Annotated in this window: 14 protein-coding genes; 3 read left to right on the top strand and 11 right to left on the bottom strand. The window is 30.1% G+C overall.

Annotated features, from left to right (window positions below):
* Genes FBF15_RS04060 through yajC form a run of 10 tightly spaced genes read right to left on the bottom strand, consistent with a single transcriptional unit; the run spans position 1 to position 12,453 of the window.
* Entirely contained in the window at positions 1 to 2,937 is a 2,937-nt protein-coding gene (locus tag FBF15_RS04060; RefSeq protein ID WP_052803911.1) for a DEAD/DEAH box helicase, read from the bottom strand.
* Complete coding sequence (locus FBF15_RS04055; RefSeq protein WP_002868630.1) at positions 2,937 to 3,332, bottom strand: polymer-forming cytoskeletal protein; 396 nt, start codon at positions 3,330 to 3,332, stop codon at positions 2,937 to 2,939. Before FBF15_RS04055 ends, FBF15_RS04060 begins: the two co-directional genes overlap by 1 nt.
* The gene (locus FBF15_RS04050; RefSeq protein ID WP_002880806.1) at positions 3,269 to 4,171 is read right to left on the bottom strand and encodes a M23 family metallopeptidase; all 903 of its coding nucleotides are present in this window, start codon (positions 4,169 to 4,171) and stop codon (positions 3,269 to 3,271) included. Before FBF15_RS04050 ends, FBF15_RS04055 begins: the two co-directional genes overlap by 64 nt.
* Positions 4,158 to 5,342, bottom strand: coding sequence for a folylpolyglutamate synthase/dihydrofolate synthase family protein (locus FBF15_RS04045; protein ID WP_074485579.1), 1,185 nt, complete (start codon positions 5,340 to 5,342; stop codon positions 4,158 to 4,160). The genes FBF15_RS04050 and FBF15_RS04045 overlap by 14 nt, the downstream gene beginning before the upstream one ends.
* A complete protein-coding gene (locus tag FBF15_RS04040; RefSeq protein ID WP_002856019.1) occupies positions 5,308 to 6,705 on the bottom strand; it encodes a hypothetical protein in 1,398 nt (465 codons plus the stop codon). The genes FBF15_RS04045 and FBF15_RS04040 overlap by 35 nt, the downstream gene beginning before the upstream one ends.
* Positions 6,689 to 7,201, bottom strand: a complete 513-nt coding sequence (lptE, locus tag FBF15_RS04035) for an LPS assembly lipoprotein LptE (RefSeq protein WP_002852685.1) — start codon at positions 7,199 to 7,201, stop codon at positions 6,689 to 6,691. The genes FBF15_RS04040 and lptE overlap by 17 nt, the downstream gene beginning before the upstream one ends.
* Positions 7,198 to 9,627: a leucine--tRNA ligase gene (leuS, locus tag FBF15_RS04030; RefSeq protein WP_002852890.1), complete on the bottom strand. Its 2,430-nt coding sequence runs from the start codon at positions 9,625 to 9,627 to the stop codon at positions 7,198 to 7,200. Before leuS ends, lptE begins: the two co-directional genes overlap by 4 nt.
* Positions 9,628 to 9,636: 9 nt before the next feature.
* Entirely contained in the window at positions 9,637 to 10,608 is a 972-nt protein-coding gene (gene secF / locus FBF15_RS04025) for a protein translocase subunit SecF (protein WP_002882593.1), read from the bottom strand.
* The gene (gene secD, locus FBF15_RS04020) at positions 10,608 to 12,188 is read right to left on the bottom strand and encodes a protein translocase subunit SecD (protein ID WP_165434575.1); all 1,581 of its coding nucleotides are present in this window, start codon (positions 12,186 to 12,188) and stop codon (positions 10,608 to 10,610) included. Before secD ends, secF begins: the two co-directional genes overlap by 1 nt.
* Positions 12,181 to 12,453, bottom strand: a complete 273-nt coding sequence (gene yajC / locus FBF15_RS04015) for a preprotein translocase subunit YajC (protein ID WP_002786346.1) — start codon at positions 12,451 to 12,453, stop codon at positions 12,181 to 12,183. The genes secD and yajC overlap by 8 nt, the downstream gene beginning before the upstream one ends.
* On the opposite strand from yajC, the gene FBF15_RS04010 reads away from it, so the two are divergent.
* Positions 12,426 to 13,751: an apolipoprotein N-acyltransferase gene (locus FBF15_RS04010; RefSeq protein WP_002852744.1), complete on the top strand. Its 1,326-nt coding sequence runs from the start codon at positions 12,426 to 12,428 to the stop codon at positions 13,749 to 13,751. The genes yajC and FBF15_RS04010 overlap by 28 nt on opposite strands.
* 236 nt (positions 13,752 to 13,987) lie before the next feature.
* On the opposite strand, the gene metK is transcribed toward FBF15_RS04010, so the two are convergent.
* Positions 13,988 to 15,184: a methionine adenosyltransferase gene (gene metK, locus FBF15_RS04005; protein ID WP_002852836.1), complete on the bottom strand. Its 1,197-nt coding sequence runs from the start codon at positions 15,182 to 15,184 to the stop codon at positions 13,988 to 13,990.
* Positions 15,185 to 15,323: 139 nt separating this feature from the next.
* Between metK and sstT the strand changes: the two genes are divergently transcribed.
* Positions 15,324 to 16,547: a serine/threonine transporter SstT gene (gene sstT / locus FBF15_RS04000; RefSeq protein WP_038816575.1), complete on the top strand. Its 1,224-nt coding sequence runs from the start codon at positions 15,324 to 15,326 to the stop codon at positions 16,545 to 16,547.
* Positions 16,548 to 16,556: 9 nt separating this feature from the next.
* Positions 16,557 to 17,444, top strand: coding sequence for an aspartate carbamoyltransferase catalytic subunit (locus FBF15_RS03995; RefSeq protein ID WP_165434574.1), 888 nt, complete (start codon positions 16,557 to 16,559; stop codon positions 17,442 to 17,444).
* The last annotated feature ends 2 nt before the right edge of the window (positions 17,445 to 17,446 follow it).

Raw genomic sequence — 17,446 nt, 5'->3', positions numbered from 1 at the left:
TTAAGCCTTTCTTAAATGCGTTAAAATTGCCTCTAAAATATCATCATCATCTTTGCTTTTTGCCTTGATGAGTTCTTTTTCATCATTTAAAGCAGTAAATTGAATATTTTGCTCATAGTTACTAATGCTTTTAAATTTATTTAAAGCTAAAATTTTAATAGTAATCAAAGATAAAAATTGCTTAGTATAAATGTCAATTTTTCCAAAGCGATCTTCAATTTCACCTTCGATCTCATAAACCTCATGAACTTGCTCACACTTGCTAAGTCTTCTATAAAGTTCTAATCTTAAGCGATCTTCGCTGATAAGTTCGCTGTTTAAAAAGGCATTAACATTGAGTTTTAAATCAAGTTTATTTTCTTTTTGATCCACTTCATTTTTACTTAAAGCATTAAGTTCATCTTCTAACATTTTAAGATATAAACTATATCCAATTTGCTCAATATGTCCACTTTGATCTACGCCTAATAAATTTCCACCGCCACGAATTTCAAGATCATGATAAGCCAAAATAGAACCTGCGCCTAAAAAAGAATTACTTTCTAAGGAAACTAGACGCTTTAAAGCATCTTTTGTGATAGCATTTTTATCTTCAATTAAAAAATAACAATAACCTTGCTTATCACTTCTTCCTACACGCCCACGCAATTGATGCAAATCAGCCATGCCAAAACGATCGCTTTTTTCTACTATGATAGTATTTGCATTTGGTAAATCAATCCCACTTTCTACGATAGAGGTACTTAAAAGCAAATCATATTCTTTGTTTTCAAATTTCAACATTTCTTCTTCTTGCATCTTGGCATCGATTTTAGAATGTAAAATCAAAATACGCAAAGTAGAAAAAAGTTCTAATAAATGCTTTTTACATTGCTCTATACTTGCAATATGATTATGAATATAAAAAATTTGCCCACCACGTCTTAACTCTCTTGCTATAGCTTCTTTTAAAAGTGCGTCATCATTTTCTTTGACAAAAGTTCTTACATCCATTCTATCTTCTGGTGGAGTTTGCAAAACACTATAAGATTTTATAGAACTTAAAGCTTGATTTAAGCTTCTTGGTATAGGGGTTGCTGACATGGATAAAATATGTGAATTTTGAGTGATTTCTTTAAGCTTTTCTTTTTGCTTCACTCCAAATTTATGCTCTTCATCAATAATAACAAGGGCTAAATTTTCACATTCTACACTTAAAAGTGCATGAGTTCCTACAACTACACAAGCTTTATTTTCTTTTAAATTTTGTAAAACTTGTTTTTTTTCTGCACTACTTGTAAAGCGATCCAGTTTAAAAACCTTTATATCAAAAGGATCAAAACGCTTTTTTAAGGTTTTATAATGCTGATGAGAAAGCAAAGTCGTAGGCGCAAATAAAAATGCGCAAAATCCACTTTTAACTACTGGATAAATAGCATTCATAGCGACTTCTGTTTTTCCAAAACCCACATCACCACTTAAAAGCCTATCCATGACTTTTCCACTTTGAAAATCTTGCAAAATTTCATGACAGGCTTTATCTTGATCGCTTGTATAAATAAAACCCGCACTAGCTATAAAATCAGTCTGTCTATTTAAATCCACTGTAATTTTTTTTGCTTGCACCAAAGATCTTTTAGCCGCCATAATAACAATTTCAGAAGCTATGGCTAAAAGTTTAGTCTTTAATTTTTCTTTAAGTTTAATAAAGCTTGTTTTACCTAGTTTATCTAAGCTTGGAATAGATCCACTCACGCCCAAATATTTATCAATTAAATAAAGATTTTCCACTGGTAATAAAAGCTTGTCAGAATTTTGATACTCTATAGCAACAAACTCTTTTTTTGCTCCGCTTATCACTATCATCTCAAGACCTAAAAATTTACCTACCCCATAATCTTCGTGTACTATATAATCCCCATTTTTAAGCTCATCTATAATCAAACTAGCTTTTTTTCTTGTTTTTTGTTTTTCTTTTTGATTTAAAGAAATGATTAGCTCTTCAGGACTAATAAGATTAAGCCTTAAATCACTTTTTACAAAATGGATATTTTGAGTATCTTCAAGCTCCAAAGCTTTAAACAAAGCTTCGTTTTTAGCTAAAAGTGTGATTTTTTTATTTTTATGAAATTCAAAAAAATCTTTATTGTAAGAACTTTGCAATTCTTTAAATTTTTTAGCTTGAGGTAAAATTTTTGCATTCACAAAACTTATATCTTTTTCATATTCATTAATATCAAACTTTTCACAAGCTAAAAAATCAAGCTCCAAATAATCAAAAAAATCATCAATACACCAAAACCCTAAAGAATTGATATCATGTATTAAAGTATCGCTTTGAAAATCTTCTAATTTATCCTTAAAAATTTCATAATTTTCTTTGTCAAAATATTTTAAAAAAGGACAAATTTCAAAATGTTCCAGTTCATTAGGGATAGACTTTTGACTTTGCAAATCAAAATATCTTATACTTTCAATCTCTTCGCCAAAAAGCAAAATTCTAATAGGATTTTCTTCATTGATACAAAAAATATCAATAATATCCGCACGAATTGAAATTTCACCTTTATCCTGAACTATATCTACAAATTCGTATCCCAATCTTGAAATTTCATCTTCAAAACATTTCAAATCAAAATTTTGTTTTTTATCGATATGATAATTTTGTAAATGTTTTTTTGAAGGAAGTTTTTTTAAAACAGTATTTAAAGGAGAAATAAGGATTTTTTTTTCTTCTTCTTTATGATAAGCATTTAAAATCTTACAAAGATCAAAAAGTTCTTTAGAAAAAGCCCTTAAATCATCTCCAAACTGCGCTCTAAAATCAGGTAAAACAAAGGTTTTTAAACCCTTAAATCGTGAAACTTGAGCGAGTAAATCTGCTTGTTTTTCATCTTTACAAAGAAAAAGTTCACAAATTTTTGGATTTTGTAAGTATTCATAAAATGAAGCTTGCATTATTCTTCGTTGTTATTTTCAATAAGTTTGATAGTATCTTCTTTAATTTTACTAGTTCCATTAAAGCGACCGCCATTTTCTATAGAAATTTTTTGCGTTGAAATATCACCATTAACAACTCCGCCCGCTAAAATTTCTAAACTATTAGCCTCAAGTTGCCCTTCAAAATACCCATTTACTACAATTTTATCTGCTTGTAATTCACCTTTTAAATTTCCATTTTTTCCGATAACCACAATGCTTTCAGAATGAATAATGCCACTTAACTCTCCATCAACATGGAGCATAGAAGCAAAATAAAATTTACCCTCAATTCTCGCACCTGAAGAAATTACTGTTGTTTCTGAGCTAGAGCTGGATGTTGGGCTGATACCGCCTTTATTAAAGATTGCCATGGAACTCTCCTTTCTTGATTAAAAAAATCATTCATATTTTTTCTTTGCAAATTTAAAAAATACAAAGGTTCTAAAGTTTTATTAATAAACCTTACCTCATAGTGCAAATGCGGCCCCGTAGAAAGACCTGTATTGCCACTATAACCTATCAACTGCCCTTTATTAACAAATTGACCTGCTTTGACCACTTCTTTGCGCATCATATGAGCAAATACTGTTTTAAAACCAAAATTATGCAATAAAATTACATTATAGCCATAGCCATTATCACTATAACCTGAAAATTCCACTACTCCACTTGCTGGTGCATAAATAGGAGTACCAATTTCCGCTCTTAAATCAATGCCAGGATGAAATTCTCTTCTTTTTAAAAGAGGATGCTCTCTCCAGCCAAAATTTCCTGTAATGCCTTTATTTTCAATAGGCCATCCATTAGGAATTTGCCCCAAAATTCCAAGTTGCTGCTCATTGGTAAGCTGAAGATTATCAAGTCTTGCACTAATTGTAAGATTATTTTCTGCTTCTAAGCCCAAAGCCTCTTCAAAAGAAGCTATTTTATCTTCTATAGCTGCATACTGCTGAGTTTTTTCTTCTATGCTTTTTTGCATTTGCGAATTAGATAATTCCAATTCTTTGCTTTTTTTCAAAAGCTCCTCACGCTTTTCACTGATATCACTAAGTTTGCTATCAAGATATTTGATATAAAAACCACTAAAAACTAAAAATAAAACAATAAAAGCAATAGTATAAAAAACTATTTTTTTGATTATTTGATTTAAATAAAAATGTCTTGAACCGTTAATATCTGTAATGGTAATAGTGAATTTATTTTTTACCACACCACTCCTTTAAAAAATTTTCTACCAACATAAAAGAACCAAAAACTAGATTTTTTTTATTCTCTTCTAATTTTACAAATTCTTTGCATTGTATACCTAGCTTTGATGCAATACTATAAATTTCATCATCAGCCAGCTTTCGTTCTGCGCTTTTATATTTATATATTTGTATTGTATCAATAATAGGCTTTAATGTATTTAAAATTTGAAAAATATCCTTATCCAAATAAGCATTATAAATAAGATTTATTTTTTCTCCTTGAAATTTATCAATCATAGCCTTAGCAGCCATAGGATTATGACCCACATCAACAAAAAAATTTGGAGAAATTTCTTGGCATCTTCCTTGTAAATTTAACTCTTGCAACTTTTTTAAAGCTTCTAAGGTTTTTTCTTGCGAAGTTAAAATTTCACAAGCCTTTAATGCAAGCTTTAAATTATGCTTTAAAAAACAAGGTAAAACAAACTTTTTACAATAAATCTCAAATTTTTCTTTCAAAAAAGGATTTAAAGAAGAAACTTGCAAATTAGCTTTTTTTAAAAAAGCAATTTTTTTTGCTAAATTTAAAACATTTTGCTCTTGCTCATCACTTATAAGCGCTATAGGCGCCATAACTTTAAGCTTGGTTCTTGCAATATCTTCTAAAGAATTGCCCAAAATTTGAATATGGTCAAATCCAATTCTTGTAAAAATATTCATTCTTCTTTCAAAAACAGAAGTAGCATCATATTCTCCACCCACTCCTGCTTCTAAAACAATGAAATCGCATTTTTGAAATAAAATCATAGCTAAAAAAGTAGCATATTCGAAATAACTTAATTTTTGCAAGTCTTGTTTAAAAATTTCTTCAAGTCTTATATGAGCTTGTTCTAATTCTTCATCATTTGCAATCTTACCATCAAGATAAAATCTTTCATTAAAACTAAAAATATGCGGGCTAGTATAATGCCCTATTTTATAATTTAAATTTTCTAAAAGTTGGGTTAAATATCTACCCGTGCTACCTTTACCATTTGTGCCTATAAGCTGGATTATAGGAATATTTTTAAAATATTTCTTATATTTTTCATACATTCTAAACATCAAAAAACGATCAATTTTATCGTAATTTATACTTTTTTGAGCTAAAAAATTCTCAACTTTCATTATATTGTTCATTAACCGCTGCAATTTGCTTTATTAACTCATCTAAAATATTAATACTTGGTTTACTTTGCTTATCAAGATAAGCCACGTGAATTTTAGGAGTTATAATATCTTGCTTATAAATAAATCTAAAATTTTCTATAGTTTTAAGATTTGTATTTACAAGCTGTGTAATTTCATCTTTGCTTTTTCCTGGCGAAACAATCAAATAACTCTTTTCATCTATCATCCACAGTTCATCAAATTCACTACAAGAATCTTTTAAAATTTTTTTAAATCGAACAAAAATTTCATTCAAACTTCCCATACCATATTTTTCCATAATGAAACGGTAATTTACTATAGAAAATAAAGCTAAAGAATAATTAACCTTATACTTATTGAAATTTTCATCCATTTTATCAAGCTCTTTAAGAACACTCCAAGCCTCTCTCTCTTCTAAGCTTTGCGTGAATTCAATTTGATTATTTAAAGATGTAATTTTTTCTCCAAGTTGTTTAAATTTTAGTTTTAAATCCTCAAAACTAAGTTTTACTTCCCCATTTTCATCTGGTTTTAAGGTATTGATAAAATCCATATTTTTTTCATTCGATTTATTAAGTAAGACAAGCAATTCATAGATTTTTTTTAGATTATCGTTAAAAAAATTTAAATTTTTTTGGACATACATATTATCAACCATTATGCGATGATTTATAAATTCCATTAGTTCATTTTTAAAATTTTCTTCGCCTATTACAAAAGGCTTTTGTGTTAAATTTTGTATAAAACCTTGAATTTTTAAATCTTCTACCAATGAAGGATTTAAACCCAAGCATAATAATTCACTAAAGTGCTCATAACTACGCTCTTCAAGCTTGACTAAGAGTTTTTTAATCACGCTATCATAATCATCATATTTACTAATGCCATATTTACGAGCTTGTTCTTCTAAGTCATTTTCATCATAATTTCTTTCAAGCTCTTTCCATTTTTTAGTAAGCAAGTAAATACTTTCACTATCCATAGTTTTAGAAATTCTAATCGAAGTCACCTTAGCCAAATCTCTTATCTTTTTATCCTTACTTATTTGCAAAGTTTTAGATATGGTATATAAAAAATCAAAAAATTCACTAAATTGTTTTCCGCTTTGTCTATTTAAAACAGAAATTAAAAAACTAATTAGTTCTTCTAAACTTCTTATAGTTTTAGAATTTAATTCTTGTTGATAAATCGGCAAAAGCAAGGTTTTGTATTTGTCAAGTTTAGCTTTATTTGAGCTTGTGATACCATATTTTAAAGATAATTCTTCAAAAATTTCCGTATAATTTTCAGGAGTTGGTTTTAGTTTTCTTTCTTTTAATGCAATTAAAGTTTGCTTTGCTATTTCATTAGTATTTGGAATCACGTTTTTGCCCTTTAATAGCAATTACAGAAATAAACTCATCAAATGCCTCGCTTGAAGCTGCTCGAATAGCCTCATACCTTGCAGAATCACTAATAATACTATTTGGAGAAATTTCAAAATTATAACTTCCACTTGTACTAAAAGCCTGACTTGAACCATCTTTAAAGACAACATTAAAATCTAAATTTAATTTAGCTTTATAACTAATAACATAGCCATTTTTATCATAAGCTAAAGGAATAAATTCTAAATTATTCATTTTAACATTAATTACATCATCTGCCTCGTGTTTTAAAGCAAGTTTACGCCCTAATTTTGAAATTACCATTTCTTTTAAAGTATCGGCAACATAGATACTATTTTTTGGGTCTTGTTGACTTAATTCAACATTAACATAAACCTTCTCATCGAAAATATTATTAGCGATTTTTGATGTAGGAATATATCCACAAGCACCTAAAAATAAACCTATACAAAAAATTAAAATCTTTTTCATTTAATCACTAGATTAACTAGCTTTCCTTCCACATAAATTTCTTTAACTATACTCTTACCTTCAAGCCATTTAGCAGTATTTTCTTTTGCAAAAGCTAAAATTTCTTCTTTGCTCGCACTACTTGAAATTTCAAATTCAGCCCTTTTTTTACCATTAATACTTACAGCTAAATTTAAAGTATCTTTTACAAAAACCTCTTCTTTAAGTTCTAATTTTTTGAAATTTTTACATTTAAAAAGCTCCTCGCTAAGCTCAAAACAAACATGAGGAATAATAGGCTCTAAAATATTTAAAATAATATAAAAAGCCTCTTGCTCCAAAGCTTCATTTTTACAAAGTGCTAAAGCATTTAAAGCTTCCATACAAGCTGCAATTAAAGTATTAAAAGCAAAACTTTGATGATAAACTTCAAAAGATTTTTTCAAAGCTTCATATACCTTTAATCTTGCATATTTTTCTTCTTTGTTTAAATTTTCTTGTTTTAATTCTACAAGCTCACCTTTTTTAACATTTTGCGCCCTATCATAGAGTTTGCAAATAAATCTATAAGCCCCTTCAACCGCATCATCATTCCATTCAAGCTCTTTAGCCGGAGGCGCAGCAAAAAGTATAAAAAGTCTTGCGGTATCAGCACCGTATTTTTCTATAATCTCATCAGGATCTACAACATTGCCTTTTGATTTTGACATTTTAGCACCATCTTTTAACACCATACCCTGAGTTAAAAGTCTATCAAAAGGTTCATTTTGTGTTAAATAACCCAAATCTCTTAAAGCTTTTTGGAAAAATCTCGCATAAAGTAAATGCAAGATTGCATGTTCAATACCACCTATATATTGATCCACACTCATCCAATACTTTACACTTTTTTCATCTAAAGCTTTTTCCTGCCAAGTTTTCTCATCACTTGCAAAACGTGCAAAATACCAAGAACTTTCAAAAAAAGTATCTAAAGTATCGCTTTCTTTTTGAGCCTCTTTACCACATTTTGGACAGATACAATTTTTCCAAGTTGGATGTTTATCAAGTGGATTACCCTCACCTGTAATTTGCACATCTTCGGGCAGAGTAATAGGTAAATTTTCTAGTTTTTGAGGTACTATACCACAACTTTGACATTTAATCATAGGAATAGGCGCACCCCAATATCTTTGACGCGAAACACCCCAATCACGAATTTTAAAATTTACAACCCTTTTTCCTATATTTTTAGCTTCAAACTGAGAAATGATTTTTAATCTTGCTTCATTACAATCAAGATTATCAAATTCTTGACTATTAATTAATTTTCCTAATTTTTGCATATAAGGTAAATTTTCTTGAGTTTGAATAACTTGTTTGATGGCAAGATTATATTTTGTTGCAAATTCAAAATCTCTTTCATCATGAGCTGGAACAGCCATAACCGCTCCACTACCATAATCAGCCAAGACAAAATTAGCCACCCATAAAGGAATTTTTTCTCCGCTTAAAGGATGAATGGCATAAATTCCTAAAAAATAACCTTCTTTTTCAGAACTTTGTCTTTCTCTTGGGCTTTGATTTTGAATAACTTTGATTTTATTTAATACATCTTGATTTAATAAATTTTGTGAAAGCAAATTTTGAACAATCTTATGTTCTGGAGCTAAAGCGATATACGAAACTCCATAAATTGTATCTGCTCTTGTAGTAAAAACTTCTAAAGAACTTTCTTTGGTTTTTTGCTTACTTTCTTCGTCTAAATTTAAAGAAAATTCCAAACCTTCGCTTTTACCAATCCAATTTTCTTGCATAGTTAAAACTTGATTAGGCCATTTATCTTTTAATTCTTCTAAATCTTTTAAAAGTTCCTCAGCATAAGCAGTGATTTTTACATAATAACCTGGCATTTTTTTCTGCACCACTTCATGACCACAACGCCAACATTTTCCGTCTTCAACTTGCTCATTAGCCAAAACCGTTTGATCTTGTTCACACCAATTTACATTTGCTTCTTTAGTGTAAATCAAACCTTTTTCAAACATCTTAATAAAAAATTCTTGCTCAAATTTTGTATAAAGTGGATCTGAAGTAGCAAGCATTCTTTTTTTAGAAAAAGAAAAACCTAAAGAAAAAAGTTCTTTTTTCATATAAGCTATATTTTCATAAGTCCATGACTTAGGATGAATTTTATGTTTAATAGCTGCATTTTCAGCAGGCATGCCAAAACTATCAAAACCTATAGGATGTAAAACATTAAAACCTATCTTGCGATAATATCTTGCTAAAGCATCACCTATAGTATAATTTCTTACATGCCCCATGTGAATGCGTCCGCTAGGATAAGGAAACATCGATAAAATATATTTTTTAGGCAAATTTAAGTCATCTTTTGGCTCAAAATATTCATTTTCATCCCAAATTTTTTGCCATTTTTTTTCTATTAAACTTGCTTCATAAGCCATAAATTCTCCTTACACAGTTCCTTTTTCATACATTGCACGATTGCGTTCTTTATCTTGTTTTCTTTTTGCTTTTTCAATTTCTTTATTTCTAAACTCAAGCACACTAAATTTAAACCATAATAATGTCGGACTTGCAACAAAAATAGAGCTTAAAGTTCCCGCTATAATACCTACAATTAAAGCCAAAGAAAATCCTTGTATCATTTCCCCGCCAAAGAAATAAAGTATCACAACAGTTGCTAAAGTTAACCCTGAAGTTAAAACCGTTCTTGACAAAGTTGCTGAAACACTTTCATTGATAATAGGTGCAAGTTCGGTTTTTTTACTTGTTTTAATACCTTCTCTGATTCTATCAAAAATAATAATTGTATCATTCAAAGAGTACCCAAGCACAGTTAAAACAGCAGCCAAAGTATCTAGATTGACATCAATTTTAAATAAAGAAATTGCCCCTAAAGTAATCACAACATCATGAATTTCACTGATTATAGCCGCAAGAGCAAAACGCCACTCAAAACGCAACGCTATATAAATTAAAATTGCTATCAAAGATACAGCTATAGCCATAAGTCCTTTATTTCTAAGTTCATCACCTACTTTTGGACCTACCACATCAGCACGACGCACTTCAAATTTTCCCGTATCCTTTAAAAGAGTGCTTATATGCTCACCTATATCATTGCTTACATTATCATTACTTCCTAAAAAGCGTATGATTACTTCTTCATTGCTTCCAAATTCAGTTACAGATAAATTTTGAAAAGTTCCTTGATTTTCTAAAATTTCTCGAATTTGTGTTATAGGAGCTGCATTTTCATATTTAAGCTGAACTAAAGTTCCTCCGCTAAAATCAATGCCATATTGCAAACCCCTATCCCAAAGCAAATAAATAGAACCAAAAAACAAAATAAAAGAAAGAGAAATAGCAGCAAAACGCATTCTCATAAAATCATAAATTTTCTTTTCGCTAAAAAACTGCATTATCTTCTCCTGTAACCAAACCAAAATCTTGTATTATTACTTTTTTCTATGCGTTGCATAAAATAATCAAACATTCCGTGAGTTCCTAAAATAGCTGTAATCATAGAAACAACAATACCAATTCCCAAAGTCACAGCAAAACCTTTAACTGCTCCTGTTCCATAGGCATAAAGCGCTACCGAAGTAACTAAAGAAGTGATATTTGAATCTATAATCGCACTCATAGCATTTTTATAACCTTGTTCTATACTAGCTCTTATATTTACTCCATCTCGCAAGAGTTCTCGTATGCGCTCATTGATAATCACATTTGCATCTACTGCCATACCCACAGTTAAAACAAGTCCTGCCATCCCTGGTAAAGTTAAAGTTGCTCCAAACATAGCCATAACAGCCACTACTACCAAAACATTAACTAACATTGCAATATTTGCAAAAATTCCTGCCACACCGTAATACATCATCATAAATATTACAATAAAAGCCGATGCACCAATTAAGGCTATCATACTCATTTTAATACTATCAGCACCTAAAGATGGTCCTATGCTTCTTTGTTCAAGTAATTTTACAGGCGCAAGCAAAGCTCCACTTCTTAAAGCTACCGCCACATCGCGTGCTTCTTCTTGAGTAAAAGCTCCACTGATTTGCCCACTACCTCCGCCTATGCGTTCATTGATAGATGGAGCAGAATATACTTTATTATCAAGTACAATAGCAAGACGCTTTCCAACATTTGCTCCTGTATAATCAGCAAATTTTTTAGAACCCTCAGCATTTAAAGTAAAATTAATCACAGGATAATTACTCTTATCGCTAAGTCCTACTCTAGCATCAGTAAGCATAGATCCATCTAAAATAGGTATACTTTTTAAGGTATATTTTAAATTTGGATTTCTAGAATCAGGCACTAAAATCAGTCCATAACTCGCAGCCTCAGCATCACTCATTGTAGAAGCTTGACCCATTTTAGAATCATCAACTTCCATAAGTTGCAAATGTGCTGCTTTTGTGATGCGTTCTTTTGCTCTTAATTCGTCTTCTTTGGTTTTAATCCCAGCAAGTTCAACCAAAATCTTATCATCACCTTGTTTAGCAACTGTTGGCTCTGCTAAACCAAATTGATCAAGCCTATTTCTTATGGTTTCAACTGCTTGTAAAAGTGCAAAATTTTCTATATTTTTTACTTCTTCTGAGGTAAAAGAAATTTTATAGTGCATATTTTCACTTTGTATATTAATTCCTTTTATTTCTTTAAGCAAATTTTCAACTTTTGCAACATCCGCATTATCGAGCAAAGTAAATTCTAAAATATCATCATGGGTATTTAAGCCATCATTTAAAATATTTTCTTTATTAAAAGAATAACTCAATGAAGATGCAATTGATTTTATTTTAGATTTTACAGCTTCTTCATTATCTACACCTAAGAGCATATAAAGCCCACCTTGCAAATCAAGACCTAAATTAATCTTCGCACCACGTTCTGACTGCAAAAAAGAAGGGAGTGAAAAAGCCACTCCAAAAATAAATACCGCCATAAAAATAATCAAGCGATAATTGATTTTAGAATTACGCATCAATTTTCTTTGCTATAAATTCTCTTGAAATTTTTGCAGTAACATTATCTTCATTAAGCTTAACTTTGATAAAATCCTCCTCTGGTTTTACGACTTCACAAATAAGTCCGCCATTAGTGATGATTTTATCTCCTTTTTGCAAAGACTCAAGCATTTGTTTATGTGCTTTTGCTTGTTTTTGTTGTGGTCTAATTACCAAGAAATAAAAAATTGCAAATAACACTACAAGAGGTAACAATGAAGTTAAAATTGAATTTTCTGCCATATTTTTCCTTTATTCCAAAAAAATTAAACACTAATTCTATCATTTTTAAAATAATAAAAGTCTTTTTTATTGCAATTTTACTTTCAAATTCTATTTATCTATCATTTTTTGAAAATATTTTTACACAAACCATTAGTCCATTTTTAGCTATTTGGGGGTTAGTTTTACTTCTAAAAAGTAAAACTTCTAAACAATATTTTTGGATAGGTTTTTTTGTAGGGATTCTTTGGTTTTGGTGGATTGGTTTATCTTCAATTTATTTTAATCTAAACTATTTAGTACCAATTATACCAATTATCATTGGTTTTATTTATGGGTTACTTTTTAGATTATGTTATTTATTAAAATTTGATTTTTTAAGGCTTTGTGGAATTTTTTGCATAAGTTTTATCCATCCTTTAGGATTTGATTGGTTTAATTGGGGGATTTTTACAGTTTATGGTTTTTTTGACCCAAGTTATCGTGGCATTATTTGCATATTTTTAATAGCATATTTCATCTATGAGGGTTATATATCAAGATATTATAAAATAGCAATTGTTCTTATTTTATTCTTTAGTGGATTTCAATATAATGAAAAACAAGCTCAAACTCTTAATTTAAACTACAAACTCATCAATACTAATATCTCTCAAGATCAAAAATTTTTACAAGAAAATTTAAAATCAAATTCTGATATCTTAATTCAAGATATACTTCAAGCTATAAATGAAAAAAAAGAACTTGTAATCTTGCCTGAAACCGCTTTTGCTTTTGATTTAAAAAATACCAAATATGAGCTTATGCTTAAAGAATTATCTTATAAAATCACCATTATTACAGGAGCATTTCATGTTGAAAAAGAGCATACTTATAATAGCACTTATATCTTTAAAAAAGGCAATGTCTATATTTTAAATAAGCATTTTTTAGTTCCCTTTGGTGAAGAAATTCCATTTTTTAAAGACTTAACAAAAAAATATTTTCTCAAAAATATTGAAGAATTTTCCAAAGGTCCTATACAAAGCAAATATAAATTAGATAATCAAATTATCACAAATGCAATTTGTTATGAAGCTACCAAAGAACAAAACTATCAAAATTCACAAATTATTATAGCCCTAAGCAACAATGCTTGGTTTAATAATAGTAGCGAATACAAACTCCAGCAACTCTTAATGAAATTTTATGCAAGTAAATATGGGGTTAGTGTTTATCATGCTACAAATGGCAAAGAGAATATAGTTATACTCCCTAAAAAGCTTTTAAGCAAAGATTGGAAAAATTTATCCAAAGAAATATTTAATGATAAAAAATAATATTAAAATTTTAATTTTAAAGTAATTTAAGTTATTTTATATTATAATTCTGTCAAACAATATTTTGACTTAGAGGGGTTTTTACCCCAAAGCTAAATTAATTTAGCTTCCTTCCTAACTTTTATATTTATGAGGGATATTGAAAAATATCCCTCTAAGTCAAAAATTAATATAACTTTATTAATTTTTTATAATTATACAAGCCTTGTTTAAGCTTGTATAATATTGTTAATTTTTTAAAGTAGCTTTTTAAACTGTTCTAGAGCATCAAGTTTTTCCCAAGGATAGTCCTTTTGTCCTACTTGCCCACGAGCTGCTACATCCGCATAAAGAAAAGTTTCTTTACTTGGTTTATCCAGATGAAATTTATCACGGATCCAATTTGGCGTTAAAGAGAAATTTTGCATTACAAAATCACTTAAAACATCGTCATTTACACTGGTATTTGTGCCCATACAATCCACGCTTACCGAAGTAGGTTTTGCAACACCTATAGCATAACTAAGTTGAACTATACATTTTTTAGCAAGCCCTGCTGCAACTATGTTTTTAGCCAACCATCTACCTGCATAAAGTCCACTTCTATCAACTTTAGTATAATCTTTGCTCGATTGCGCACCACCACCTATTGGAGAATAACCTCCAAAACTATCTACTATAAGTTTTCTTCCTGTTAAACCACTATCATGTAAAGAAGAATGATTAACATATTTACCAGTTGGATTGATTAAAATTCTAGTTTTATTAGGATCAAAAAGTTCTTTTGGTAAATTACTATCTAAGATAAGTTTCATCACTAAAGATCTTAAATCTTCTATTTTCATACTTTCAACACAAGGTGCAGAAACTACTATAGTATGGATACTTTGCGGTTTGCAATTTTCAAAATTCGCCTTAGTGCCATAATCAATAGTTACTTGAGTTTTAATATCCACTCCAAGTTCATGTGGATTTGCTTTTGCATAAGCATAAACTCTATCGCATAGCATTCTTGCATAACTAATAGCTGCTGGCATGTATTCTTCAGCTTCGCAACTTGCAAAACCAAACATAATACCTTGATCACCTGCTCCTGTTTCGCCATCTTCTTGATCGACACCTTGATTGATATCAGGGCTTTGTTCATTTAAAAACACCATAACATCAACTTCATCAGGATGCAAACACTGCTCTTTGCTAAAATGCCCTGCTCCGTCATAACCAATGTTTTTTAAAACATCTTTAACTAAATTATCGTAATCAGCTTTACTAAGTTTGTGATTTGACTTAACTTCGCCTCCTATCACAACCTTATTTCCTGCGACAAAAACCTCGCTCGCCACCCTTGAATTTTTGTCATTTTTCAAGAGTATATCCACTATCGTATCAGCGATTATATCAGCACACTTGTCTGGATGACCTGCACTTACGACTTCTGAAGTGAATAGATACATAAAAAGTCCTTTCATTTAAAATGAACCACAATTGTATCCAAATAAACTTATCAAAGCTTGATAAATTAAAAATTCTCTAAAATTAAGCAAAAGTTAGTTAAAATCAACTTCTGATATAAAAAATATTTAAAAGGTTTTTATGTTTTCTAAAATCATTCAAAGCTACGCTAAAGGCAACCTCATAGTTCAAATTTGTATAGGTATAGCACTAGGAATACTTATAGGCATTAGTTCTAAAGAAATATCTGAAATTGCAAATTTACTTGGAATACTTTTTACAAGTGCCTTAAAAGCTATCGCTCCTATGCTTGTTTTTATTTTAATTTTAACCTCAATTTGCACTAAAGATTTTTCTCAAAGTGGTGCTAAGATCAAAAATATTATTATTTTATATATAGTAGGCACCTTTCTTGCTTCAGCTTGTGCGGTTCTTGCTAATTTTTTCTTTCCCGTAAAGCTTGTTTTAGATGGAGTTCAAACTGCTACAAACTCATCTCCAACCCACATGAGTGATATTTTCAAAGATCTTTTATTTAAAATTGTCGATAATCCCATAAATGCTCTTTCAAGCGGAAATTATTTAGGAATTTTAACTTGGGCAATAGCTGGAGGTATAGCATTAAAACACTGTTCTAACGAAGCAAAACAAGTTTTTATAGATATCAATGAAGGGGTTTTAAAAATCGTTAAATTTGTAGTAAAACTTGCCCCTTTTGGAATTTTTGGACTTGTGGCTAATTCTGTAGCACAAACAGGAGCACAAGGTTTGCTAAGTTATGTAAAACTTTTAATTTTACTTGTAGCTACTATGCTTTTTGTTACTTTTGTTATCAATGCCTTAATAGTCTTTTTTTATACAAGAAAAAATCCTTTTCCTTTAATTTTTATCTGCTTAAGGCACAGTGCATTTTTTGCCTTTTTTACAAGAAGTTCAGCGGCAAATATTCCTGTAAATATGGCACTTTGCGCTAAACTTGGCATAGATAAAGAATTTTATAGCATTTCTATACCTTTAGGAGCTACTATCAACATGGCAGGAGCAGCAGTTACTATAGCTATTTTAAGTCTTACTGCAGCCAATACCGTTGGTATAGAAATCAGTCTTTTACAAGCCTTTTTATTAAGCATTATTGCCACTTTTGCAGCTTGTGGGGCTAGCGGAGTTGCGGGCGGATCTTTACTGCTTATACCTTTGGCTTGTTCTTTATTTAATATAGACTATGATATTGCTATGAAGGTAGTTGCCATAGGTTTTATTATAGGGGTTATTCAAGATAGTGTTGAAACTGCTTTAAATAGTTCTACAGATGTTCTTTTTACAGCAATTTGTTCTAAAAATGAATTAAATTACAATATCAAATAAGGTAAAAACATGCGTCATCTCATCACTACAAAGGATTTTAATAAAGTCGAAATTATGGAGCTTTTTAAAGAAGCAAGTGATTTCTTAGATGAAAAACCTAGAACTTTTCTTGAAGGAAAAAGTATCACGACAATTTTTTTTGAAAACTCTACACGCACCCTTTCATCTTTTGAAAGCGCTGCAAGAAGATTAGGTGCTAGGGTTTTACGCCTTGATGTTTTAAGATCAAGCTCTAGCAAAGGAGAAACTCTTTATGATACTGCTGCTAATTTAGATGCCATGAGTCCTAATGCTATTGTTGTAAGACACGCAAACTCAGGAGTTCCTTTGATATTAGCAAAGCATATGCATTGTCCAGTTGTTAATGGAGGAGATGGAAAACACGCCCATCCTACCCAAGCTTTGCTAGATTTATTTACTATTTATAATCATTTTCAAGGCGATGTCGAAGGTAAAAAAATTTGCATCGTAGGTGATATTAAAAATTCCCGCGTTGCAGCGTCCAATATAGAACTTTTAAGCAGGTTTAATCTTGATATTACCCTAGTAGCTCCACCACATTTTATGCCTAATACCCATCTTAAAAAACATTATAAGCTTGATGAGAATATCATAGCAAATTCAGATATTATCATGAGTCTTAGAACACAAACAGAAAGACATAATAAAACCGTTTATGCTTCACTTAAAGACTATGCAAATGATTTTTGCATTCAAAAAAGCTTAGTAAAGGATAAAAAGCTTATTTTACTACATCCAGGCCCTGTTAATCGCAATATTGACATAAGCGATGAAATGATGAGCGATGAAAGGACTTTAGTTTTAAAACAAGTTAAAAATGGAGTGGCTATTAGAATGACTGTTCTTAAAAAACTCATACTAGAAAATGAAGGATAAAA

The organism is Campylobacter sp. CFSAN093233, from assembly GCF_011068165.1.
In the GTDB taxonomy this organism is placed as follows: Bacteria; Campylobacterota; Campylobacteria; order Campylobacterales; family Campylobacteraceae; genus Campylobacter_D; species Campylobacter_D jejuni.
This window is presented reverse-complemented; position numbering and strand designations above follow the sequence as displayed.